Here is a 23,517-nt window from a genome sequence, read left to right as displayed (position 1 = left end):
ATATCACCGGCGTTATCTAACGATGCGCCAATTCTATTGGATAGTTATGGTTAAGCTCACGAGAATAAGTCCGGCCCCCGCGTAGCCTTGCCGGGGCCCGAATATAAAAGCGAGACCCATAAGAACGACATCCGGAGACAAATCATGAGGCACATCCCTACCCCCGATCTGGACAGGCGCAGGTTCCTGGCCGGCGCCGCCTATCTGGGCGCGGCCGCCGGCGCTGGCGCGGTCGGCCTGCTGGCGCCCGCCACGGCCCGCGCCGCCGACTATCCCCAGCGTCCCATCACCTTCATCTGCCCCTGGCCCGTGGGCGGCACGGCGGACCAATCCATGCGCGCGCTTTGCCAGGTGGCCTCGGGGGTGCTGGGCCAGTCCATCGTGGTCGAGAACCGCGCCGGCGCGTCAGGAATGATCGGCACGAAGTCGCTGTCGCAGGCGCAACCGGACGGCTACACCATCGGTCAGATTCCCATCTCGGTCGCGCGCTTTTCGCAGCTTGGCCTGTTGCAGCTGGACCCGCGCAGCGAGCTGACCTACCTGGCGCGCACGTCGGGCCAGACGTTCGGCATTGCCGTGCTGGCCTCCTCGCCATTCAAGACGCTCAAGGAAGTCGTGGCGTATGCCAAGGCCAACCCGGGCAAATTGACATACGGGCACGCCGGCATCGGCGGCGCGACGCACGTGGGCATGGAAGAGTTCGCCATGGCGGCCGGCGTGCGGTTCAACGCCATCGCGTACAAGGGCGGCGCGGCCGCGCTGCAGGATGTGCTGGGCGGCCAGGTCGATCTCCTGGCCGATTCCAGCTCGTGGGCGCCGCATGTCGAGGCAGGCAAACTGCGCCTGCTGGCGACCTGGGGCGAATCGCGCGCCTCGCGCTTCAAGGACGCGCCAACCTTGAAGGAATTGGGTTACGACGTCGTGGTCGAGGCGCCCAACGGCATCGGCGCGCCCAAGGGCCTGGACCCCGCCGTCGAGCGCAAGCTGCGCGATGCGTTCCGCACCGCCGTCAAGAGCGACGCCTTCAAGCAGGTTGCCGACCGCATCGACGCGCCGGTGATGTACCTGGACGGTCCGGATTACCAGGCGTATGTCGCCTCGGTCTATCAGCAGGAGACCGCATTGATCGCACGGCTGAAATTGAAAGAAATGCTGCAGAAAGGCTGATTCACGGTGAACTCCAACCCCTTGATCCGGCTTCACCCCAACGACAATGTCCTCGTCGCCCGGGAGGCCCTGGCCCTGGGCATGGTCGTGCCCGACCTGGGTCTGCGTGTGCGCGCGCAGGTGCCTGGCGGGCACAAGATTGCCGCCTGCCGCATTGCCGCGGGCACACCGGTGCGCAAGTACGACGCCGTCATTGGCGTGGCTGCCCGGGACATCGAGGCGGGCGACCACGTGCACGCCCACAACCTTGCGTTGGCCGACTTCGAGCGGGACCCGGCGTTCTGCCGCGACGTTCGCCCCGTCGCGATGGTGCCCGAGGCGCAACGCGCCACGTTTCAGGGCTATGTGCGCGCCGACGGCCGGGTGGGCACGCGCAATTTCGTGGGCATCATCGCGTCGGTGAACTGTTCCGCCACGGTCATCCACCACATCGCGCAGCATTTCACGCCCGAGCGGCTTGCCACCTATCCCAACGTGGATGGCGTGGCCGCGTTTGCACAGACCAGCGGTTGCGGGATGTCCTCGCCCAGCGAGCATTTCGACGTCCTGCGGCGCACGCTGGCCGGCTATGCGCGGCACCCGAACCTTGCCGGAGTGCTGATCGTGGGTCTCGGATGCGAGCGCAATCAAGTGTCCGCCTTGATCGACTCGCAGAACCTGGCCGGCGATCCGCGGGTACGCACCCTGGTGATGCAGGACACGGGCGGCACGCGCGCCACCATCGACGCGGGCATCCGCGCCGTGGAGGAAATGCTGCCGCACGCGAACGCCGCGCGCCGCAGCAGCGTGCCGGCCAGCCACCTGAAGATCGGCCTGGAATGCGGCGGGTCCGACGGTTATTCGGCGATCACGGCCAATCCGGCGCTGGGCGCGGCCATGGACATTCTGGTGCGTCACGGCGGCACGGCGATCCTGTCGGAAACCCCCGAAATCCACGGCGTGGAATACCTGCTGACGCGCCGCGCCGTCACGCCGGAAGTGGGACAGAAGCTGCTGGACCGGCTGGCCTGGTGGGAAACCTACACGGCCGGGCACAACGCGCAGTTCAATGGCGTCGTCGGCCACGGCAACCAGCAAGGCGGCCTGGCCAACATCTTCGAAAAATCGCTGGGTTCCGCCATGAAGGGCGGCACGACGCCGCTGCAAGCCGTGTACGAATACGCCGAACCCATCGACCGCGCGGGCCTGGTGTTCATGGATTCGCCCGGCTACGACCCGGTCGCCGTCACCGGACAGATCGCCAGCGGGGCCAACCTGATCTGCTTCACGACGGGACGCGGGTCGATGTTCGGTTCCAAGCCGGCGCCCACCCTCAAGCTTGCCAGCAACAGCAGCATGTACGCCCGGCTTGAGCAGGACATGGACATCAACTGCGGCGCGGTGCTGGACGGCGAGGTGGACATCGCGCAGATGGGTCAGCGCATCTTCGACCACATCCTGCGCGCGGCCTCGGGTGCACCCACCAAGAGCGAAGCCCTGGGCCTGGGCAACCACGAATTCGTGCCCTGGCACCTGGGCATCGTCAGCTGATCCGCCCCCTTTCTGGAGTCTTTCCGCATGCCCGCACACAACCCCTTCAAGGCCGCCCTCGCGGCGCGCCAGGCCCAGGTCGGGCTATGGCTCTCCATGGCCGATCCCTATCTGGCCGAGGTCTCCGCCACCGCCGGCTTTGACTGGCTGCTGATCGATGGCGAGCACGCCCCGAACGACTTGCGCGGAACACTTGCGGCGTTGCAGACCGTGGCGCCCTACCGTTCGCATCCCGTGGTGCGCGTGGTGGCGGCTGACACGGCCCTCATCAAGCAGATGCTGGACATTGGCGCGAAAACCCTGCTGGTGCCGATGGTGGACACGGCCGACCAGGCGCGCGCCCTGGTCGCCGCCACGCGCTATCCGCCGCACGGCATCCGCGGGGTCGGCAGTGCCGTGGGACGCGCGTCGCGCTGGAGCGCCCGCGAGGACTACCTGGAAGTCGCCGACGATGAAGTCTGCCTGCTCGTGCAGGCAGAAACCGTTCAAGCGCTGTCGAACCTGGAGGCAATCTGCGAGGTGCCGGGCGTGGATGGGGTCTTCATCGGGCCGGCGGATCTGGCTGCGTCGATGGGTTATCGCGGCCGCCCCGGCCACCCCGATGTACAGGCCGCGATCGAACGCGCCATGCAGGTCATCATCGCGCGCGGCAAAGCCGCCGGCACCTTGACCTCGGACCCCGCCCTGGCGCGCCGCTACCTGGAGCTGGGCTGCACGTTCGTGGCGGTTGGCGTGGATGTCCTGCTCTATGCCAACAGCGCCCGCCGGCTGGCGGCCAGCTTTGACCGCGGCGCGCCCAGCGCTGCCGCCGCAGCGCCATCGGCCGCGTACTGAAGACGCAAATCGGTCCGATCCACCCGCCAATCTGATCTTGCGTGCCCACGCATTCAGGCATAAATTGATCGGTACGCTTTTCGATCGGCCATCACGGTTCGTCCGCCCGAATCGCGCGCGAAGGTTGTTTTCTATCTTTTGTTCCCCAAAGGAGCGATGCGATGCGAGTAAAACACCTGCTTGGCCCAGCGACCGTAGCCCTCTCGATGCTGTTCGGGTCGGCTGTCACGGCCGCACCCGCGGAGCCTGCCCCGATCGTCACGGGCAAGCACTGGACCGAATCCGACGCCAATCTCAAGAAGGCCTATCTGCTGGGCATGGCCAACGTCCTTGAGGTCGAAAGGGCCTATCAGCAACGCCGTGCCGTGCCGGATACCCAGACCCTGGTGCCCAAGTTCTCCATGGGTCTTCAGAACCAGACGCTGGACTCCGTGCGCGATACCGTCGACCGCTGGTATGCCGCCAATCCGAGCCGATTGGATCGCCCTGTCGTGGAGACGATCTGGTTTGAGATCGTCATGCCCGCCACGAAGACGAAACGCACCCCCTAGGAGCCGCCATGAAGACGATCCGCACGATAGGTCTGGCCATTGCGATGGCATCGCTGGCCGCATGCACCAATATGACCAAGGAACAGCAAGGCACCGTCACGGGCGGCTTGATGGGCGCCGCGGCGGGCGCCGGCATTGCCGCGATCGCGGGCGGCAGCGCCTGGACCGGCGCCGCCATCGGCGGCGCGGCTGGCGGCATCGCGGGCAATATCCGCGGCGCGAACCAGTAATCCGAGCGTCACCGGCCTGATCTTCCAGGTCCCGAACGCCGGCTCGCGTGCAAGCGCCAGCCGGCGTTCCTGCGTGTGGGCGCCGCGCCCTCTCCCGCCCTCGTCCCCGTCCGCCGCGCGCATGGCTACCCGCGGCGGCCAGAGGCTGCTACGCTTTGCGCCGCGACTTCACCCGGGCGATGCGGATGTTCCCTCAATGATGTACCTGCTGTGGTCCCTGCCGGCGCTGACCGTGATCGCCGCGATCGCGAGCGGGCGCGTCAACACCACCATTGCGGCGGCGATGGGCCTGTTGGGGGCCCTGCCTATCGCGCTGTTTGCGGCGCCTGCCCCTTTTGCGCCTTCGCAACTGGCCATTGCGCTGGAACGCGGGCTCTGGATCGGATGGATCATCACCCCCTACATCCTGGGCGGCCTGCTGTTCTGGCAGATGGCGGCGCAGGGGCACGCCTCGGCTAACGACGCCACGGCTGGCGGCGCGCCGGACGCGGGGCGCCGCGATGCGCTGGCGAAGCGCCGACTGCTGTTCTTTGCCTGTTTCCTGATCGGCCCTTTCGCCGAATCGGCAACGGGTTTCGGCGTGGGCATGCTGGGCACCGTGATGCTGATCCGTCCGCTCGGCCTCGGCGCCCGCGAGGTCATGGTGTTTGCGCTGCTCAGCCAGACGCTGATTCCGTGGGGCGCGATGGGCAGCGGCACGCTGCTGGCTTCGGCCTATGCCCGCGTGCCGCCCACGCAACTTGCGCTTTACAGCATGGTGCCCATCGCGCTGCTGATGGGCGTGTGGCTGACGCTGTACTGGCGCACCGCGACGCGCGCGGGGTTGTCTGCGCCGGCCGCCGAGCGGGTCCGCGAGGCTGGCTGGATGGCCGCGAGCCTGGCCTTGCTGGCCGCGGCGACCGCGCTATTGGGACCGGAAACGGCACTGCTCGCCGCATACGGACCGCTGATCGTGCTGCGTTTTCTGGCGGACCGCCGGCCCGGTCGCAGCGAGGCGCTGCGGGCAACGCGCCGCGCCTTGCCCTATATCGCCCTCATCGCCTGGCTGGTCGCCACGCGGCTTGTGCCCGGCCTGAATCGCGGCCTTGCCGACCTTGCGGCTTTGCGCCCGTATGCGGACCTGCCGCCGTGGATGCCATTTCTGCATGCCGGAAGCTGGCTGATCGCCGGCGCCCTGCTCCTGGCCGCCTGGCAGCGACATCCGGGCGCCGTGCGGACACAGGCGCGCGCCGCCTGGCTGACCGGACGGCACGCCGTCATGTCCGTATTCCTGTTTGCCATGATGGCCGAGGTGCTGGCTGGCGCGGGCATATCGCGGGCCTACGCCGACGGCCTCTTTGCGAGCCTGCGCGACTGGACTATCCTGATCACGCCGCTGCTGGCCGGCGCGTTCGGCATCCTGGCCAACAGCGGCAACGCGCCAAACAGCCTGTTCATGCCATCCCAGCTATCATTAGCGCTTCAGGCTGGCCTGAGCGTGCCCGCAGCTGCCGCGCTGCTGCACGTTTCGGGCACGTCGATGGGGATTTTTTCGCCGGTTCGGATGTCGATTGCGGCCGGTTTGGCGCATGGCCGGGGGCAGGAACGCGGCGTGTATGTTCTACTACTGCCGTTTGCCCTGGCCGCGTTCGGCATCCTGCTGTCGCTGGCGCTGCTCGTGGTCGTCTCCGGGTAGCGGATTTCACGGCGCAGGGACACGCTCGCCGCCTCAACCTTTTTTTTGTGTAGCACATGGGACTAGAACAATTAGCCGCGATCCGGGAATTGCTTATCAAGCAGTCGCCTGACAAGGCAGGCTCGAAAAACGAATCGCGTCCGCAAGGCACCGACAAGCCGCGCCGCCCGCAGGGCGCCGCCAAGGGTCCGCGTCCGCAGACCGGCGACAAGGCCAAGCGCGCGCAAGGCGGTGACAAGGGCCAGCGTGCGCCGCGTCCCGAAAAGCGCGAGTCGCCGGTCGATCCCGTGGTCGTCGCCATTTCGCGCCTGCAACGGCACTTTCCCAAGGCGTTTCCCAAGAACCCCGCGCCCAAGGTTCCGCTCAAGCTGGGCGTGCTGGCGGACCTGGTGCAGCACGCCGAGCAATTGCAGCTCGACGAAGCGCAGATCAAGGAAGCCGTCAAGACGTGGTGCGATGGCCGCCGCTACTGGGCCAGCATGGTCGAAGACGCGCCGCGCGTGGACCTGAACGGCGAACCCGCCGGCGCCGTGACTGCGAACGAAGCGCGCCACGCCAAGCGCATGGCATCGCGCAACGCGTCCCGCAACGCCGCGCGCGCCCGCGCCGAGAAAAAGGCCCAGGCGTCCGCCGAACAAACGCCAGCACCCGCTGCAGACGCCGCGCCTGCCGACGTGAAGCCTGCCGACGTGCAATCCGCCGACGCGACTTCTGCAGATACGAAGGCCGTAGATACGAAGGCCGCAGGTGCGACGCCCGCGGACGCCTCGTCCTCCGACGTCACGCCCCAAGCGTCCGAGTAAGCCCGCCAAACGCGATACAGGCCTGCGGCAGGCCGGGAGATCCATTCCCGGCCTGCCGCAGGCCTCTTTGCATCTGGCTAAAGGCTGCTAGGCCGCCGCTTCCAGCGCGGCGAGCGCCTGCTTGATGTATCCCATGCCCTGGTCCGAATAGGTCAGCGTCATAGCCTGTTGATGCCCCGCGCCATCCATCTTCAGCAGCGACTTGCGCAGGATCTCGACGATCTTGTCTTCGTGGGCGGGATAAAACGACTCGTACTGGTATTGCAAAAACACCAGGCACAGCGCGTTCTCCATCACCTGCACGTCCGGGTCCTGCTTGATTCCCTGCTTCATCAGGATCGCCGCCACGCGGTCGCAGTCCTCTTGCGGATAGCCGGCTTCCTGCATGATCTGTTGCGCGATTGCCGCGTGATGCCTGGCCAACGCCTTGCGCCACGTCAGGTAACCGATGCGGCCTTCAGGATAGCTGGCGCGCGCGATTTCCCAACGGCCGATGTGCTGGCACCGGGACGCCAGGACCAGCGGCTCGGACACGTCAGGCGCCAGCTTCATCACCCATTCGTGCAGCTTCTGCGCAAGAAACAGCTCCTGCGGACAGGACTGGCCTTCCCACGTGAACACATTGGGATCGGCGGCGTTGTACTCGTCGAAGCGGCGCAGGGTCTGCTGCAGGCGGTCGTTCATGGGATGTCGTTGTCAGGAAGCCCGGCGTGCGTTGGCCAAGGCGAAGTGGATCAGGTGCAAGGAAGCCATCATACCTGCGGCGTGTGGCCTTTTCTGATCTATCGAGGCAATGCCGGCGCGGGCGTCAGCGGGCCCACGGGGGCTTGGCCAGGCCGCGGCGGCATGGGCGGCAGCCATGTCCGCGTGGGAGGTTTCAGCCCCGGTTGATTCTGAGGCCGCACCGGCGTTTCCGTCGCGGGAGGATAGCGAGAGCCCGGGCATGACGTGCCCAGGCAGTCCCGGTTGAGTTTGCCCGGGTCCACGATGCGCGGGCAGTCGGTGCCCAGACACGTGTCTGGTATGGTGCGCGCCGACGCGGGCGGCTTTGGCGCCGTGGGCAGCGGATCGCGCGCGATTGAGGGCGCGCTTGCCAAGGCGGACAGCGCCGTCAGCGACCCCAAGGCCGCCGCGGCGAACAGGGATTTCATCGTCAGGCTCCACGGGAATCGGTCCAGACCGAAGCCCGGACACGATCCCAGTGTGCCCCCGAACGCCCGCCCCTAGCAAGGCGCGGGCCGGGCCGGTCAATCCAGGCGGATGTCGGTGCTTGCAACGACCTTGGCCCAGCGGGCGCGTTCGCTGCCGAAGAACTGCGCAAGTTCCGCGGGGCTCTTGGTGACGATCTCGGCGCCCTGCTCGTTCAACTGCGCCGTGACGTCCGGCTGGGTGACGATCTGCGCCATCAGCGTCTGCAGTTGTGCGGCCACCGGGTCGGTCATGTTGGACGGGGCCATCACGCCCTGCCACGTGCCCGACTCGAAGCCCTTCACGCCCTGCTCGGAAATGGTCGGAATGTCCGGCACCAGCTTCATGCGCTCGCTCTTGGAAATCGCGATCGCGCGCAGCTTGCCGGACTTGATGTGCGGCAGCGTGGCCAAAAGCCCGTTCATGATGATCTGCGTCTGGCCGCCGATGGTGTCGGTGACCGCCTGCGAACCGCCCTTGTACGGCACGTATTCCCACTGCGCGCCGGTCGCCTGCTGAACCGCGACAGCCGCCAGGTGCGGCGCGCTGCCGATTGCGGTGACGGCAAAGTTGATGCGCTCTTTCTTGGACAGCTCGACCAGATCCTGCACGGTGTTGGCCTTCACGTCGGGATGCACGGCCAGCACGTGCGGCGAATACGCCAGCATGCCCACCGCGCGCAGGTCCTTGGACGGATCAAAGGTCAGCTTGGTGTAGACGGACGGGCTGATCGCCAGCGCGCCGACGTCGCACAGGAGCACCGTATGGCCTTCCTGTGCCGACTGCACCACCAGGCCGGCGCCCAGGTTGCCGTTGGCGCCGGGCTTGTTCTCGACGACCACAGTCTGCTTGAGCACTTCGGCCAGCCGGGGCGCCAGGATGCGCGCGATGATGTCCGACGAGCCGCCGGGCGGGTAAGGCACCACGATGCGCACGGGGCGCGTCGGCCATTGCGCCGATTGGGCCCACGCCGGCACCAGCGGCGTCAGGCAAAGCGCCGCGGCGCTGCCCAGGAACTGTCTTTTGCTCGGGTTCATGCTGTCTCCACACTGATTGGTATGTGTGTTGAAGTGTCCCGCGGCCAGGTGAGGCCGCGGTGGGGATATGCCTATGCCGCGCCGCGGGTCTCCACGTACAGGGCATAGAGCGAATGGCTGCTCGCCATGAAAAGGCGGTTGCGCTTGGCGCCGCCAAAACACAGGTTGGCGCACCGCTCGGGCAGCCGGATGTGCCCGATGGGTTTGCCGGCGGGGTTAAAGACCATCACGCCGTCCAGTTCCTCGGGCTTGGCGTCGGCCGAGCCGTTGCTGCCCCAGCCGCACCACAGGTTGCCGGCCTCGTCGCACTTGATGCCGTCGATGGCGCCGGGGCCCTGCGCATCGACGTGCAGGCGCTTGTTCGTCAGCGCGCCGTCCGCGCCCACATCGAAAGCCCAGATCACGCGATTGGGCTGGTGGCGGGACTCGACGATGTAGAGCACCTTTTCGTCGGGCGAGAAGCACAGGCCGTTGGGGCCGGCCAGATCCGCCAGCGCCAGCGTCACGCGGCCATTGGCCGGATCGATGCGATAGACCGAATGCGGGAGCTCAGGCGTGGCCTTGTCGCCCTCCCAGTGCCCGCCGATCCCAAACGGCGGATCCGTGAACCAGATGGCGCCATTGCGCTGGCACACGATGTCGTTCGGCGAATTGAACGGCTTGCCGTCGAAGCGGTCGGCCAGCACCGTGATGCTGCCGTCGTACTCCGTGCGCGTGACGCGGCGCGTCAGATGCTCGCAGGTCAGCAGGCGGCCCTGGCGGTCGCGGGCAAGCCCGTTGCTGAAATTGGACGGCTGACGGAACACGCTGATCTGGCCCGTGGTCTCGTCCCAGCGCAGGATGCGGTTGTTGGGAATGTCCGAAACCAGCAGATAACGCCCGTCCCCGAACCACACCGGCCCTTCCAGCCAGCGGAACCCGGTTGCAAGCTGCTCCACGCTGCTGCTGTAGATGCGGTACTTGGAGAATTCCGGGTCCAGGATCCGGACCGAGGGGTCCGGATAGCGCTGCTGCGGGGTGAAACTGAATGACTGTGCGTGCACGAGGCTGGCGGGCCCCAGTGCGAGCGCGGCGCCCAGCAGCCGGCGCCGGCCGGCCTGGACTTGCGGGTCAATTTCCATCGGCTGTCTCCTCTCGGTGGTTTTTTTTGCGATGGCGCTACGGACGGGACGGATCCGCGATCAGGTCACGGGGCCCGGATTGAACAGCGCCAAGGCGTTGTGCAGCTTGAGTTTTTCCGCACAGGTCTGCTTCTTGCCGCTGGCGACGTCCAGCATCATCTGAAAGAGCTGCCAGCCCACTTCCTCGATCGAGGCCTGGCCGGTGGCGATCACGCCGGCATCCACGTCCATCAGGTCGTGCCAGCGGCGCGCCAGCGCGGAGCGCGTGGCGACCTTGATGACCGGCACCTGCGCCAACCCATAAGGCGTGCCGCGGCCGGTGGTGAAGATGTGAAGATTCATGCCCGCGGCCAGTTGCAGCGTGCCGCAGATGAAGTCGCTGGCAGGCGTGGCCGCAAAGATCAGGCCCTTGCGTGTCAGGCGGTCGCCGGGCGACAGCACGCCGTGGATGGGCGAGGAACCGGACTTGACGATCGACCCCATCGCCTTTTCGACGATGTTGGACAGACCGCCCTTCTTGTTGCCCGGACTGGTGTTGGCGCTGCGGTCGGCCATGCCGCGCTGCAGGTACGCGTCATACCAGGCCATCTCCCGGATCAGCGCGTCGGCGACTTCGGGCGTTTCGGCGCGGGCGGTGAGCTGGTCGATGCCATCGCGCACTTCGGTGTTTTCGGAGAACATCACGGTGCCGCCGGCGCGCACCAGCAGGTCGGTCGCAAAACCCACGGCCGGGTTGGCGGTCACGCCGGAGAACGCGTCGCTGCCGCCGCACTGCACACCGACGGTCAGGTCGGATACCGGGCAGGTTTCGCGCTGGCGGGCGTTGAGCTTTTGCAGGTGGCGCTCGGCGGTGCGCATGATGAGCTGGATCATCGAATCGAAGCCGATGTTCTCTTCGTCCTGCAGCACGATCGTCTCCACGCCGTTGCCGCCCATGCCTTCGCCGGCGCGGATCGGAATGGCGGTGGGCGCCAAGAGGCGTTCAGGCTGCAGTTTTTCACAGCCCAGGCTGACCACCATGGACGTGCCGCCGAAATTCGGGTTGCGGGCGATGTTGTGCAGCGTGCGGATCGGAATCGCGGCGCCAGGCGCGTCGATGGCCACGCCGCAGCCGTAGGTGTGCTCGATGCCCACCACGTCGTCCACGTTCGGATATAGCGGCAGCAGTTCCCGGCGGATACGCGCGACCGCATGTTCGACCACGCCCTGCACGCACTGCACCGTGGTGCTGATGGCCAGAATATTGCGCGTGCCCACGGTGCCGTCCGCGTTGCGATAGCCCTGGAACGTATAGCCCTCCAGCGGCGGCAGCGGCGTCACGCGCGTGGACACCGGCAGGTCTTCCAGCGTGCGCGCGGTCGGCATCGTCGTGACGCGCTCGTTGATCCAGCTGCCGCGCGGCAAGGACTTGGCGGCGTAGCCCACCACCACGTTGTAGCGTCTGACCTCATCGCCCTCGGCCAGATCGGTCAGAGCCACCTTGTGGCCTTGCGGCACGGCGTCCACCAACTGAAGCCCGTCGGGCAGAACGGTTCCGGCCGGCAAGCCGCCGTCGTTGGCCACGATGGCGACGTTGTCGTCGGGATGAATCTTGATGAGAACGGGCGTCTGCTCGACTGCAACCTGCATGCTGAATCCTTTTGCCTGATGGATGCCCCGCTGCGGGCACCGTACGTTATCGTACAACCAAGAGAATATCGCTGAAAGGCATCGGAAAGGAATTTCGGGTTTCCCCTTGTAAATGCCGCTTCAGCTGGGTGGACACCTTGAATCCGGCAAAATCGTGTTGTACGATGACTCACCTTTTACCACCGCATCCCGTTCGCAAGCACCCTCTCCGCCTGCGACGGCCATTTTGGGATGAGCGCAACATGACGACTCCGCAGGAACTCAAGGCCATTGTTTCGGAAGGATTGCTTTCCTTCCCCGTGACCGACTTCGACCAGAACGGCGATTTCAACGCCAAGAGCTATGCGGCTCGCCTGGAATGGCTGGCCCCCTACGGCGCCACCGCCCTGTTCGCGGCCGGCGGCACCGGTGAGTTCTTCTCGCTGGCCCCCGAGGAATACTCGGACGTCATCCGCACCGCCGTCCAGACCTGCAAGGGCAAGGTCCCCATCCTGGCCGGCGCCGGCGGCCCCACCCGCACCGCCATCGCCTACGCCCAGGAAGCCGAGCGCCAAGGCGCCAAGGGCGTGCTGCTGCTGCCCCACTACCTGACCGAAGCCTCGCAGGACGGCATTGCCGCCCACGTCGAGCAGGTCTGCAAATCGGTCAACATCGGCGTCATCGTCTACAACCGCGCCCAATCGCGCCTGTCGGCCGACAGCCTGGCCCGCCTGGCGGACCGCTGCCCCAACCTGGTCGGCTTCAAGGACGGCATCGGCGACATCGAATCGATGGTCCGCATCCGCCGCAAGATGGGCGACCGCTTCTCGTACCTGGGCGGCCTGCCCACCGCCGAAGTCTACGCCGCCGCCTACCGCGCGCTGGGCGTGCCGGTCTACTCGTCGGCCGTCTTCAACTTCGTGCCCAAGATGGCCATGGAGTTCTACAACGCCATTGCCGCCGGCGACAGCGACACCACCAACCGCCTGCTGGACGATTTCTTCCTGCCGTACCTGGAAATCCGTAACCGCAAGGCCGGCTACGCCGTCAGCATCGTCAAGGCCGGCGCCAAGCTGGTGGGCCACGACGCGGGCCCCGTGCGCGCGCCGCTGACCGACCTGACCGGCGAAGAAATGGAAATGCTCGCCGCCCTGATCAAGAAGTCCGGCGCCGAATAATCGGTCTGCACCGACGCCTTCTGTCTGCCCCCGGTCCGGGGGCATTTTTTTCCCCGGACCCGTCGGGGGCGAAACCGCCCATCCCCTGGATCGGCGCCTATGAATTTTTGGAGATGACCATGAACCTGACCGGCCAGATGTTGATCGGCTCGACCGCCGTGCTGGGCGCGGGCGCTGCCCAGCACGCCATCAACCCCGCCACCGGCGAACGCCTGGACCCCGCCTACCCCGCCGGCTCCGCCGACGACGTGTCCCGCGCGGCCGAATTGGCCCGTGCCGCTTTCGATCCGTATCGCGCGCTGCCGCTGGAGACGCGCGCCCAATTCCTCGAAAGCATCGCCGAAGGCATCCTGGCGCTGGGCGACGCGCTGATCGAGCGCGCGCACCTGGAAACCGGCCTGCCCGTCGCCCGCCTGCAGGGCGAGCGCGGCCGCACCGTCGGCCAGCTTCGCCTGTTCGCCCGCGTGGTGCGCGACGGCTACTTCCTGGACGCGACCATCGATCCGGCCCAGCCCGAACGCCAGCCCCTGCCGCGCGCCGACCTGCGCCTGGCCAACGTTCCGCTCGGCCCGGTAGCCGTGTTCGGCGCCAGCAACTTCCCGCTGGCCTTCTCGGTGGCGGGCGGCGACACCGCCTCGGCACTGGCTGCCGGTTGCCCGGTAATCGTCAAGGCGCATAACGCGCACCCCGGCACGTCCGAACTGGTCGGCCGCGCCATCCAGCAGGCAGTGGCCAAGCACGGCTTGCCCGAAGGCACCTTCTCGCTGCTGTTCGGCGCCGGCAATGAAATCGGCACCGCGCTGGCGACGCATCCGGCCATCACGGCCATCGGCTTCACCGGCTCGCGCCGCGGCGGCCTGGCGCTCGTGGCCGCCGCCAACGCCCGCCCCGTGCCGATTCCCGTCTACGCCGAAATGTCCAGCATCAACCCGGTGTTCCTGCTGCCGGCCGCGCTGGAAGCCCGTGCGGAGACCATCGCCAAGGGCTTCGTGGATTCGCTGTCGATGGGCGTGGGCCAGTTCTGCACCAACCCGGGTCTGGTGATCGGCATCGAAGGCCCGGCACTGGATCGTTTCCGCCAGGCCGCCGCCGAAGCCGTGAAAGCCAAGGGCGCCGCCACCATGCTGACGCCGGGCATCTTCTCGGCCTACGAGCAAGGCGCCGACGCACTGGCGCGCCACGCCAGCGTGTCGACCGTCGGCCGCGGCGAGCCGTCCAACCCGGCGTGCAACGCCGCGGGCGCCGTGGTGTTTGGCGCCAGCGCGGACCAGTTCCTGGCCTCGCACGAACTGGAAGCCGAAGTGTTCGGCCCCGCCTCGCTGGTGGTCGCGTGCAAGGACGCAGCGCAGGTCCGCGCCGTGGCCGAGCATCTTGAAGGCCAACTTACCGCGACGCTGTTCGTGGACGACGCCGACGTGGACGCCGCCCGCGCGCTGCTGCCCGTGCTGGAGCGCAAGGCCGGCCGCATCCTGGCCAACGGCTACCCGACCGGCGTGGAAGTCAGCCACGCCATGGTTCACGGCGGCCCGTTCCCGGCCACCTCGAACCCGGCCTCGACCTCGGTGGGCGCCACTGCCATCCGCCGCTTCCTGCGTCCGGTCTGCTATCAGGATCTGCCCGACGCCCTGCTGCCCGACGGCATCAAGCGCGCCAACCCGCTGGGCCTGACGCGCATGGTCGACGGCAAGCTGGCCAACGCCTGATCGCGTGACGCCGTAACGCTGGGCCGGACCGCAAGGTCCGACTGACAACACCGGCCCGAGGGGGACGTCCGGCTTTCGGACGTCCCCCTCGGGCCTTTCGCCATTCCCAGCCCCTTCGGCACTACGCCGCCTTGCGCAGCCAGTCCAGCAGCGCCGCTTGCGGACTGCCCGGCGGCAGCGGCTGCGGAGCAAACAGACAATAGCGCGATCCATCCTCGACGAACCCCATGGGCGCGGCCAGCACGCCGCTTTCCAGATCGTCGCGCACCAGCCGCCACGGGCCGATGGCCACGCCCAGGCCCGCGACCGCCGCCTGCAGGCTGAAATAGAAATGATCGAATGTCTGGCCGGGCGCATCTGGCGCCGGTTTACCGGCCGCGGCCGCCCATTCGCGCCATGCGTCTGGCCGCGTGCGTGTGTGCAGCAGCGGCGCGCCAGACTTCAACGAGCCGCCGGCTGTGTTGTCGTCGAACCATTCCGCCAGCTTGCCGGGATGGCACACCGGGCCGACCTTTTCCGCAAACAGGGGCTCGACGTGATGGCTGACCGGCCAGGTAAAGTCGTCGCGGCGGATAGCCAGGTCGATGCCGCTTGCAAATGAAAACGGCCCGCCGCCCGCGACCAGGTGCACTTCCATGTCCGGATGCCGGGCCTGGAAATCGGGCCAGCGCGGGATCAGCCAGCGCATCAGCAAGGTCGGCTCGCATGACAGCACCCAACGACGCCCGCTGCGGGCGCGGGCGCGCAGTTCGCCCACCGCCTGCCGCATCAAGTCCAGGCCGCTGCCCACTGCGCCGGACAGGGTGCGCCCGGCGTCCGTCAGGAACACGCGGCGGCTACGCCGCTCGAACAGCGCCACACCCAGGTCGTCCTCCAGCAACCGCACCGCCCGGCTGATCGCGCCATGCGTCAGATGCAGCTCCGCGGCCGCGCGGCTGAAGTTTTCGTGGCGCGCCGCGGCCTCAAAGCATCGCAGCGCCAGCAGCGACGGCAGGCGCGCGTCCGAGGATGGTGATTGCAGCTCACCATTGCTGTGAGAAACCATCGTTATACGTCCTTGAGCCCCGTTGCTAGGATGCTCGCCATTGATATTTCGCGACAGGATACGCCATGACCGAACTGATAGCTGTCATCACAATCACGGTGCTTGCCGTCATCAGTCCGGGGCCGGACTTTGCGATGGTCACCCGCAACAGCCTGATGCTGTCCCGGCGCGCCGGCGTGCTGACGGCGCTGGGCATCGGCATGGGCGTGCTGGTGCATGTCGGCTACACGCTGGTCGGCGTGGGGCTGCTGATCCAGCAATCGCTGTGGTTGTTCAACGCCATCAAACTGGCAGGTGCAGCCTATCTGGTGTATCTGGGCATGAAAATGCTGCGCACGCGGCCGGGCAGCGGCAACAGTAGCCGTCCCGCGGCGGCAATGTCGGACCTGGCGGCGCTGCGCACGGGCTTTCTGACCAACGCGCTGAATCCCAAGACCACGGTTTTCATCGTGAGTCTCTTCATGCAAGTCGTGCGGCCCGATACGCCGCTGGCGGTGCAGGTTGGCTATGGCGCCTTTATTTCGCTGGCGCACGTGACGTGGTTCTGCCTGGTGGCGATGTGCTTTTCGTCGGACGGCGTGCGCCAACGCCTGCTGGCCGTGCGCCATTGGATAGACCGGATCTTTGGCGGGCTGCTGGTCGCGTTTGGCGTGCTGCTGGCGGCGGCCAGCGGGTCTCGGTAAGTGCTGAGCGCAAAGGTGTCTGACACCCGGTGGACATCGCCTGCGGCTTGCGGCAGACGTTCAACGGGTGTCAGACACCGCGCAAAGAGATGATGCCGCGCGATCACTGCGGCTTGAGTTTTCCGTCGGCGATGATCTTTGCCCACTTGGCCTGCTCGGCCGTCTGGAACGCGGTGAACTCGGCGGGCGTGTTCGGCGTGTAGGCCAGGCCCAGGCCTTGCATCTTGGCAGCCACTTCCGGCTTGGCCACGATCTCGGCGATGGTCTTGTTCAGCTTGTCGACCACGGCGGGCGGCGTGTTGGCCGGTGCGTAGATGGCCTGCCAGCTGCTCACGTCGAAGCCCGGCACCCCAGCTTCCTGCATGGTGGGCACATCGGGCAGCACGGCGGTGCGCTTGGCCGACGTCACGGCCAGCGCGCGCACCTTGCCGCTTTGCACGTAAGGCAGCGCGACCAGGGCGGTTTCAAACGAGCTGGGGATCTGGCCGCCGATCAGGTCCGAAATGGCCGGCGCGCTGCCGCGGTACGGCACGTGCGTCAGGTGCGCGCCCGTCAACTGCTTGAACACTTCGCCCGACAGATGCTGCGACGTGCCCTGCCCGGCCGACCCGAACGCGATCGTGTCGGGGTTGGCCTTGGCGGCGGCAACCACGTCCTGCACGGACTTATACGGCTGGTTGGCGCCCACCAGCAGCACATTGGAAATGCTGCCAAGCAGAATGACCGGCGAGAAATCCTTGGCGGCGTTGTAGTTGATGCTGGGCAGCAGCGACGGGTTGATTGCATGCGTGGCGATCGTGCCCAACAGCAGCGTGTAGCCGTCCGGCTTGGCCCGCGCCACGGCGTCGGCGCCCAGCACGCCGCCGGCGCCACCCTTGTTTTCAACGACGACGGTCTGCTTGAGCGTCGTGCCCAGTTCCTGCGCGATCAGGCGGCCCAGGATGTCGGACGTGCCCCCGGCTGCAAACGGAACGACCAGCGTGATGGCCTTGGCGGACGGCCAGTCATCGGCGGCGTGGACAGGTGCGGCAAACGCGGTGGCGACGGCCAGGACGGCCGACAGGCGGCTCAACAGGGGAAATGCCTTCAAACTTGTCTCCTAGAGATATGGAATTGTCGTCTTTCTTGTACGTTGTCGTACGACAATGAATCGCGAGGATAGCTTGGCGGCTTTTGGCGATCAATCTAGGGAAATTCCTATATCCGGTGTGAACGGTAGACTTGTTGTACGACAACATCTTCTCCACGAAGCCGTTGTAGTACGACCTTGTATGTTGTACGATGACATACATCGCGGGTTCGATAACGCCGCGGCCACGGCATCACCGCCTTTTCATACCCCTTTCTCTTATTTGGAAGACAGCCATGACGACTCCCCAGGAACTCAAAGCCATCGTCTCGGAAGGATTGCTTTCCTTCCCCGTGACCGACTTCGACCAGAACGGCGATTTCAACGCCAAGAGCTATGCGGCTCGTCTGGAATGGCTGGCCCCCTACGGCGCCACCGCCCTGTTCGCAGCCGGCGGCACCGGTGAGTTCTTCTCGCTGGCCCCCGAGGAATACTCGGACGTCATCCGCACCGCCGTCCAGACCTGCAAGGGCAAGGTCCCCATCCTGGCCGGCGCCGGCGGCCCCACCCGCACCGCCATCGCCTACGCCCAGGAAGCCGAGCGCCAAGGCGCCAAGGGCGTGCTGCTGCTGCCGCACTACCTGACCGAAGCCTCGCAGGACGGCATTGCCGCCCACGTCGAGCAGGTCTGCAAGTCGGTCAACATCGGCGTCATCGTCTACAACCGCGCCCAATCGCGCCTGTCGGCCGACAGCCTGGCCCGCCTGGCGGACCGCTGCCCCAACCTGGTCGGCTTCAAGGACGGCATCGGCGACATCGAGTCCATGGTCCGCATCCGCCGCAAGATGGGCGACCGCTTCTCGTACCTGGGCGGCCTGCCCACCGCCGAAGTCTACGCTGCCGCCTACCGCGCGCTGGGCGTGCCGGTCTACTCGTCGGCCGTCTTCAACTTCGTGCCCAAGATGGCCATGGAGTTCTACAACGCCATTGCCGCCGGCGACAGCGACACCACCAACCGCCTGCTGGACGATTTCTTCCTGCCGTACCTGGAAATCCGTAACCGCAAGGCCGGCTACGCCGTCAGCATCGTCAAGGCCGGCGCCAAGCTGGTGGGCCACGACGCGGGCCCCGTGCGCGCGCCGCTGACCGACCTGACCGGCGAAGAAATGGAAATGCTCGCCGCCCTGATCAAGAAGTCCGGCGCCGAGTAAGCCCATGCTTGCCTGATTGCCCGAACGCCCTCCCATGGAGGGCGTTTTGCTTATTGATGCAAAGAAAAGTTGGCGGAATCCGCCCCGTATGTTGTCATATGGCCCTCTCGCTTCCTGCGGCCGCGACCTTTGCGCGTGGCCAATCCCGACGGGCCGGACACCCGCGAGGCATTCCAGGAACGCGTAAACTTGCGGCTGCGCAAAGGCTGCCACGCCTTGCCCGCAGCGATTTCCCATAAGAGAGACAATGCAAACTCCCGCCCGGCCTCCCCGCTCGCGCCTGACCGATTTCGTCATCAAGGAACTGACCAAGCGCCTTGATGCGCGCCAGTACCGCGCCGGCGACAAGCTGCCTTCCGAACACGCGCTCTGCGACGAATTCGAAGTCAGCCGCACCGTCATTCGTGAAGCCGTGGCCTCCATGCGCCTGAGCGGACGCCTGGTCAGCAAACCCGGCATCGGCGTCTTCGTCACCGAAGACCGCGAAAAACCCATCGATTTCGTCGTCGAACCCGCAACGGATCCGCGCTGGGCGCTGCACATCATGGAATTGCGCGCGGGCCTCGAAGTGGAAGCCTGTGGGCTGGCGGCCGAGCGCCGCAGCGCTTCGGACCTGAGCAGCATCGTCGAAGCCTTCGACGCCTTCAACCGTGCCACGCGCGACATGGAAGCGGCCGTGAAGGCCGACTACGAATTCCATCTGTCGATCGCCCGCGCGTCGAACAACCCGCACTTTCCGGCGCTGCTGAAGGCCGCGGTGCGCGACGTGATGCTGGATCTGAACATCAAGCACGGCGGCAAGACGCCCGAAGAACTTGAAACGTACGAAACCCGCAACGTGCGCGAGCACGAAGCCATCCTGACCGCCATCATGCGCCGCGATCCCGGCGCCGCGCGGGCCGCCATGGCCCGCCATCTGGGCGACAGCATTGCGCGCTATCGCAAGCTGCTGTCGCATCCGCCGGCGGCGTAAGCCCGACGTTTAGTCCCTGCCCGTAATGCCAATTACGGGAATCCCCTTACTTGTTTACTTGTATGACGGCTGCCATCATACGTCTTATTGCATAACGTAATACGACGTTGGCCTCGTGACCGCCGGCGTCTTCCGCGACTGTAAGACCTGCCGTACCAGTGCCGCCGATGAGCCCGATTCCTACCCTCCGCAGTACGTATCTCCCTTACGCCACGCGCATCCACCGGCGCACCGCCTGACCGGCCCCGTCGGCCACTCCTCCTCCTTATTGCCTTACCCCGTCCGAATGCGCGACGCGCCCTCCCCGGCCTGCCGGGGCGGTCCCCGCACGCTTGGCCGTTTCCGTCCCTCCCGCTTTTCCTAACTTTTTTTCGATCTCCAGGAGAAATCTCCATGCGCAAGTTTCTGAGCTCCGCCATTGCGGCGACCCTGCTGTGCGTTGCTTCCGGCGCGCAAGCCGGCGTGACCTTTGACGCCGTCAAGAAAAAGGGATTCCTGCAGTGCGGCTTTGCCGGCATCCCCGGATTCTCGGTGCTCGACAGCAAGGGCGAATGGACCGGCCTGGACGTAGATATGTGCCGTGCGGTCGCCGCCGCCATGTTCGGCGACGCCTCCAAGGTGAAGGGCAATGTGCTGACCGCCCAGGCGAAGTTCACGGCGCTGCAGTCCGGCGAGATCGACATGCTGTCGCGCAACACCACGCAGACGCTGACCCGCGACACGACGCTGGGCCTGATCGGCGTGGGCGTGAATTTCTATGACGCCCAGGGCCTGATCGTGAAGAAGGCAATGAACGTCAAGAGCGTGAAGGAACTGGACGGCGCGACCATCTGCGTGCAGCCCGGCACCACCACCGAACTGAACCTGGCCGACTACTTCCGCAGCCGCGGCCTGACCTTCAAGCCGGTGCTGGTCGAGAACTACGACGAAAACTTCCGTCTGCTGGAATCGGGCCGCTGCGATGCCTACACCAACGACAAGTCCAACACCGCCGCCAACATGCGCACGCGCCTGGCCAACCCGGACGACTGGGAAATCCTGACCGAGAACCTGTCCAAGGAACCGCTGGGCCCCATGGTCCGCCAGGGCGACGAGCAGTGGTTCAACATCGTGCGCTGGTCGCTGAACGCGATGCTGGAAGCCGAGGAATACGGCATCACGTCCAAGAACGTCGATGAAATGTTGAAGAGCACCAACCCCAACGTCCAACGCATCCTGGGCGTGACGCCCGGCATGGGCAAGAACCTGGGCCTGGACGACAAGTGGGCCTACAACATCATCAAGCAGGTCGGCAACTACGGCGAAAGCTATGACCGTGCGATGGGCAAGGAAAGCCCGCTCAAGCTGGACCGCGGGCTGAACAAGCTGTGGACGCAAGGCGGCCTGATGTACGGCTGGCCGGTGCGCTAACCCGCGGCCTACCCGGCTCCGCCTTGCGCGGAGCCGTCTTTCATTTCCCCGGCGCGCGGGCCCGCCCCGCGCCAGATAACTCTTTACGCAGCATCACCATGAACAGCATCGTCAACGCCCGACTCAAACAGATCAAACCCTCGCCCAGCATGGCCGCCAAGATCGTCGTGGACGAACTCCGCCGCCAGGGCCGCGAGATCGCCGACTTCACGCTGGGCGAGCCCGACATGCCCACGCCCGCGCATATCGCGCGCGCCGGCCAGGAAGCCATCGCGGGCGGCGACATCCGCTACACCAGCCCGAACGGCACCGTGGGCCTGCGCACCGCCATTGCCAACAGCCTCGAACAGACCCTGGGCGTGCGCTACGGCATGGACCAGATCACCGTGGGCGCGGGCGCCAAGCAGATCATCGCGGCCGCGCTGACGGCCAGCCTGGAACCGGGCGACGAAGTCATCGTCTGCGCGCCGTATTGGGTGTCCTACCCCGACATGGTGCTGCTGGGCGAAGGCAAGCCGGTCGTGGTGACCGGCCCCGAATCGCAAGGCTTCAAGCTGGACGCGGCCACGCTGGAAGCGGCCATCACGCCGCGCACGCGCTGGCTGATCCTGAATTCGCCCAGCAACCCCAGCGGCGCCGTCTACAGCGCGGACGAACTGCGCGCGCTGACCGACGTGCTGGTGCGCCATCCCCAAGTGTGGATCCTGAGCGACGAGATCTACGCGCCCTTCACCTACAGCGGCCAGGCGCACGCTTCGCCCGTGCAGGTCGAACCGCAACTCATCGGCCGCACGCTCATCGTGAACGGCATGTCCAAGTCGTACGCAATGACCGGCTGGCGCGTCGGCTACGGCGCCGGCCCGGCCGAGCTGATCAAGGCCATGAGCACCGTCATGTCGCAAAGCACGTCGTGCCCCAGCGCGATTTCGCAGGCGGCCGCGCAGGCAGCCCTGGAAGGCGACCAGTCCAGCGTCACGGAAATGGTCGAGATCTTCAAGAAGCGCCGGGATCTCATCGTGAGCCGGCTGAATGCCATCCCCGGCATCTCGTGCGCCATGCCGGACGGCGCGTTCTACGTGTACGCCAACGTGCAGGGCCTGATCGGCCGTCAAGGCCCCGATGGCGAACTTAAGACCGACCTGGACGTCAGCCTGTTCTTCCTGCGCGAGGCCGGCGTGGCCGTGATCGACGGCGGTTCGTATGGGCTGTCGCCGTACGTGCGCTTCTCGTTCGCGACCTCCACCGAGGTCATCGAACAGGGCATGGACCGCCTTGCCGCCGCCGTCGGCGCATTGATGGCGGGCTGAACCGTGGCGCAGCACTCCGCTCAACACCCGGTGCGGCGCCCGCCCCGCCGGGTTTCCTGGAACGATCCAGCCACGCGGGCGGTCGTCTACCAGGCGCTGGCCCTCGCGCTGGTCGGGGCCGCCGTCTGGTTCCTGGTGCACAACACGCTGCACAACCTGTCGCTGCGCAACATTGCGACAGGATTCGGCTTTCTGAATCGCGAGGCCGGTTTTGCCATCGGCGAAACCGTCATCGCCTACTCGCCCGCCGATACTTATGGGCGCGCCATCTTCGCCGGCATCCTGAACACGCTGCGCGTGGGGCTGCTGGCGCTGGTGGCCGCGACCATCCTGGGCGTGTTCATCGGCATCGGCCGGCTGTCCAAGAACTGGCTGGTCAACAAGATCACCTCGGTCTACGTCGAGGTGATGCGCAACGTGCCGCTCTTGCTGCAGCTCTTCTTCTGGTATGCGCTCATCACCGAGAACATGCCCGGGCCGCGCCAGGCGCACAACCCATTGCCGGGCGTCTTCATCTCCAATCGCGGCCTGAAGGTGCCGGGGCTGGAAGGCGCCTCGCTGGACTGGGTGCTGGGCGGACTGGCGCTGGCCATCGTGGCAATCATCGCCGTGAGCCACTGGGCCACGAAGCGCCAGGAAGCGACGGGGCAGCCTTTCCGGCTGGGCCGCGTGGCCATCGGTCTCTTGATCGGGTTTCCCGTCATCGGGTGGCTGGCCAGCGGCGCATCGCTGACGCTGGACATGCCGGCGCTCAAGGGCTTCAACTTTGTCGGCGGCCTGACGCTGACGCCCGAGTTCGTCGCCCTCTTCCTTGGCCTGACCGTCTATACGTCCGCCTTCATCGCCGAAGTCGTGCGTTCCGGCATCCAGGCCGTCAACAACGGCCAGTGGGAAGCCGCCGGATCGTTGGGCCTGCCGCGCCGGCTGGTGCTGCGCCTGGTGATCCTGCCGCAGGCGCTGCGCGTCATCATCCCCCCGATGACGAGCCAGTACCTGAACCTGTTGAAGAACAGTTCGCTGGCAGTGGCGATCGGCTATCCGGACATCGTGTCTGTCGTGAACACCACGCTGAACCAGACCGGTCAGGCCATCGAAGGCATCCTCATCATCATGGCCGCCTACCTCACGGTCAGCCTGTCGATCTCGATATTCATGAATTGGTACAACAAGCGCATCGCGCTGGTGGAGCGTTGA

21 protein-coding genes are annotated in these 23,517 nt (G+C 66.4%); 15 read left to right on the top strand and 6 right to left on the bottom strand.

The window, feature by feature from the left end; all coding sequences use genetic code 11:
• Positions 1-144: 144 nt before the first annotated feature.
• From KVT32_RS07780 to KVT32_RS07750, 7 genes are all read left to right on the top strand, one after another.
• On the top strand, positions 145-1,167 hold the full coding sequence (locus tag KVT32_RS07780) for a tripartite tricarboxylate transporter substrate binding protein (RefSeq protein WP_217617958.1): 1,023 nt from the start codon (positions 145-147) through the stop codon (positions 1,165-1,167).
• A gap of 6 nt (positions 1,168-1,173) precedes the next feature.
• Complete coding sequence (locus tag KVT32_RS07775; RefSeq protein WP_217617957.1) at positions 1,174-2,697, top strand: altronate dehydratase family protein; 1,524 nt, start codon at positions 1,174-1,176, stop codon at positions 2,695-2,697.
• Between the two features lie 27 nt (positions 2,698-2,724).
• A complete protein-coding gene (gene hpaI, locus KVT32_RS07770; protein WP_217617956.1) occupies positions 2,725-3,531 on the top strand; it encodes a 4-hydroxy-2-oxoheptanedioate aldolase in 807 nt (268 codons plus the stop codon).
• 161 nt (positions 3,532-3,692) lie between these two features.
• A complete protein-coding gene (locus KVT32_RS07765) occupies positions 3,693-4,082 on the top strand; it encodes a hypothetical protein (RefSeq protein ID WP_056318013.1) in 390 nt (129 codons plus the stop codon).
• 8 nt (positions 4,083-4,090) lie between these two features.
• Positions 4,091-4,312, top strand: a complete 222-nt coding sequence (locus KVT32_RS07760) for a hypothetical protein (protein ID WP_056318016.1) — start codon at positions 4,091-4,093, stop codon at positions 4,310-4,312.
• Between the two features lie 196 nt (positions 4,313-4,508).
• On the top strand, positions 4,509-5,987 hold the full coding sequence (locus tag KVT32_RS07755; RefSeq protein WP_217617955.1) for a hypothetical protein: 1,479 nt from the start codon (positions 4,509-4,511) through the stop codon (positions 5,985-5,987).
• A 56-nt stretch (positions 5,988-6,043) separates the two neighbouring features.
• On the top strand, positions 6,044-6,790 hold the full coding sequence (locus tag KVT32_RS07750) for a ProQ/FinO family protein (protein ID WP_254636806.1): 747 nt from the start codon (positions 6,044-6,046) through the stop codon (positions 6,788-6,790).
• Between the two features lie 87 nt (positions 6,791-6,877).
• Here the strand turns inward: KVT32_RS07750 and KVT32_RS07745 are convergent, their stop codons facing one another.
• From KVT32_RS07745 to garD, 4 genes are all read right to left on the bottom strand, one after another.
• On the bottom strand, positions 6,878-7,474 hold the full coding sequence (locus tag KVT32_RS07745; protein WP_217617954.1) for a DUF4202 domain-containing protein: 597 nt from the start codon (positions 7,472-7,474) through the stop codon (positions 6,878-6,880).
• A gap of 563 nt (positions 7,475-8,037) precedes the next feature.
• A complete protein-coding gene (locus tag KVT32_RS07740) occupies positions 8,038-9,015 on the bottom strand; it encodes a tripartite tricarboxylate transporter substrate binding protein (protein WP_062839424.1) in 978 nt (325 codons plus the stop codon).
• A 71-nt stretch (positions 9,016-9,086) separates the two neighbouring features.
• Complete coding sequence (locus KVT32_RS07735; protein ID WP_217617953.1) at positions 9,087-10,136, bottom strand: SMP-30/gluconolactonase/LRE family protein; 1,050 nt, start codon at positions 10,134-10,136, stop codon at positions 9,087-9,089.
• A gap of 60 nt (positions 10,137-10,196) precedes the next feature.
• The gene (gene garD, locus KVT32_RS07730) at positions 10,197-11,765 is read right to left on the bottom strand and encodes a galactarate dehydratase (protein WP_056318035.1); all 1,569 of its coding nucleotides are present in this window, start codon (positions 11,763-11,765) and stop codon (positions 10,197-10,199) included.
• A 242-nt stretch (positions 11,766-12,007) separates the two neighbouring features.
• On the opposite strand from garD, the gene kdgD (KVT32_RS07725) reads away from it, so the two are divergent.
• Positions 12,008-12,922, top strand: a complete 915-nt coding sequence (kdgD, locus tag KVT32_RS07725) for a 5-dehydro-4-deoxyglucarate dehydratase (RefSeq protein WP_062839421.1) — start codon at positions 12,008-12,010, stop codon at positions 12,920-12,922.
• A 119-nt stretch (positions 12,923-13,041) separates the two neighbouring features.
• Positions 13,042-14,625, top strand: coding sequence for an aldehyde dehydrogenase (NADP(+)) (locus KVT32_RS07720; protein ID WP_142055162.1), 1,584 nt, complete (start codon positions 13,042-13,044; stop codon positions 14,623-14,625).
• Positions 14,626-14,746: 121 nt separating this feature from the next.
• Here KVT32_RS07720 and KVT32_RS07715 read toward each other — a convergent pair whose 3' ends face one another.
• Positions 14,747-15,670, bottom strand: a complete 924-nt coding sequence (locus KVT32_RS07715) for a LysR family transcriptional regulator (RefSeq protein WP_217617952.1) — start codon at positions 15,668-15,670, stop codon at positions 14,747-14,749.
• A 65-nt stretch (positions 15,671-15,735) separates the two neighbouring features.
• Between KVT32_RS07715 and KVT32_RS07710 the strand changes: the two genes are divergently transcribed.
• Positions 15,736-16,353: a LysE family translocator gene (locus tag KVT32_RS07710; protein WP_175155530.1), complete on the top strand. Its 618-nt coding sequence runs from the start codon at positions 15,736-15,738 to the stop codon at positions 16,351-16,353.
• Between the two features lie 103 nt (positions 16,354-16,456).
• Here the strand turns inward: KVT32_RS07710 and KVT32_RS07705 are convergent, their stop codons facing one another.
• Positions 16,457-17,443 carry a tripartite tricarboxylate transporter substrate binding protein gene (locus KVT32_RS07705; RefSeq protein WP_128829049.1) on the bottom strand — a complete coding sequence of 329 codons (987 nt, stop codon included), beginning with the start codon at positions 17,441-17,443 and terminating at the stop codon, positions 16,457-16,459.
• Between the two features lie 275 nt (positions 17,444-17,718).
• Between KVT32_RS07705 and kdgD (KVT32_RS07700) the strand changes: the two genes are divergently transcribed.
• The 5 genes from kdgD (KVT32_RS07700) (at position 17,719) to KVT32_RS07680 (ending at position 23,517) form a co-directional block, all read left to right on the top strand.
• Complete coding sequence (kdgD, locus tag KVT32_RS07700; RefSeq protein WP_062839421.1) at positions 17,719-18,633, top strand: 5-dehydro-4-deoxyglucarate dehydratase; 915 nt, start codon at positions 17,719-17,721, stop codon at positions 18,631-18,633.
• A gap of 247 nt (positions 18,634-18,880) precedes the next feature.
• The gene (locus tag KVT32_RS07695) at positions 18,881-19,606 is read left to right on the top strand and encodes a FadR/GntR family transcriptional regulator (RefSeq protein WP_217617951.1); all 726 of its coding nucleotides are present in this window, start codon (positions 18,881-18,883) and stop codon (positions 19,604-19,606) included.
• A 393-nt stretch (positions 19,607-19,999) separates the two neighbouring features.
• Positions 20,000-21,016 (top strand): amino acid ABC transporter substrate-binding protein, encoded by a 1,017-nt coding sequence (locus KVT32_RS07690; RefSeq protein WP_128829053.1) that lies wholly within the window; start codon positions 20,000-20,002, stop codon positions 21,014-21,016.
• Between the two features lie 98 nt (positions 21,017-21,114).
• The gene (locus KVT32_RS07685; RefSeq protein ID WP_152384505.1) at positions 21,115-22,323 is read left to right on the top strand and encodes an aminotransferase class I/II-fold pyridoxal phosphate-dependent enzyme; all 1,209 of its coding nucleotides are present in this window, start codon (positions 21,115-21,117) and stop codon (positions 22,321-22,323) included.
• A gap of 30 nt (positions 22,324-22,353) precedes the next feature.
• On the top strand, positions 22,354-23,517 hold the full coding sequence (locus KVT32_RS07680) for an amino acid ABC transporter permease (RefSeq protein WP_217618060.1): 1,164 nt from the start codon (positions 22,354-22,356) through the stop codon (positions 23,515-23,517).

The organism is Achromobacter sp. GbtcB20, from assembly GCF_019091095.1.
In the GTDB taxonomy this organism is placed as follows: Bacteria; Pseudomonadota; Gammaproteobacteria; order Burkholderiales; family Burkholderiaceae_B; genus Achromobacter; species Achromobacter mucicolens.
Note: the sequence above shows the minus strand (reverse complement) of the source record. Positions and strands in the feature narration are given on the sequence as shown.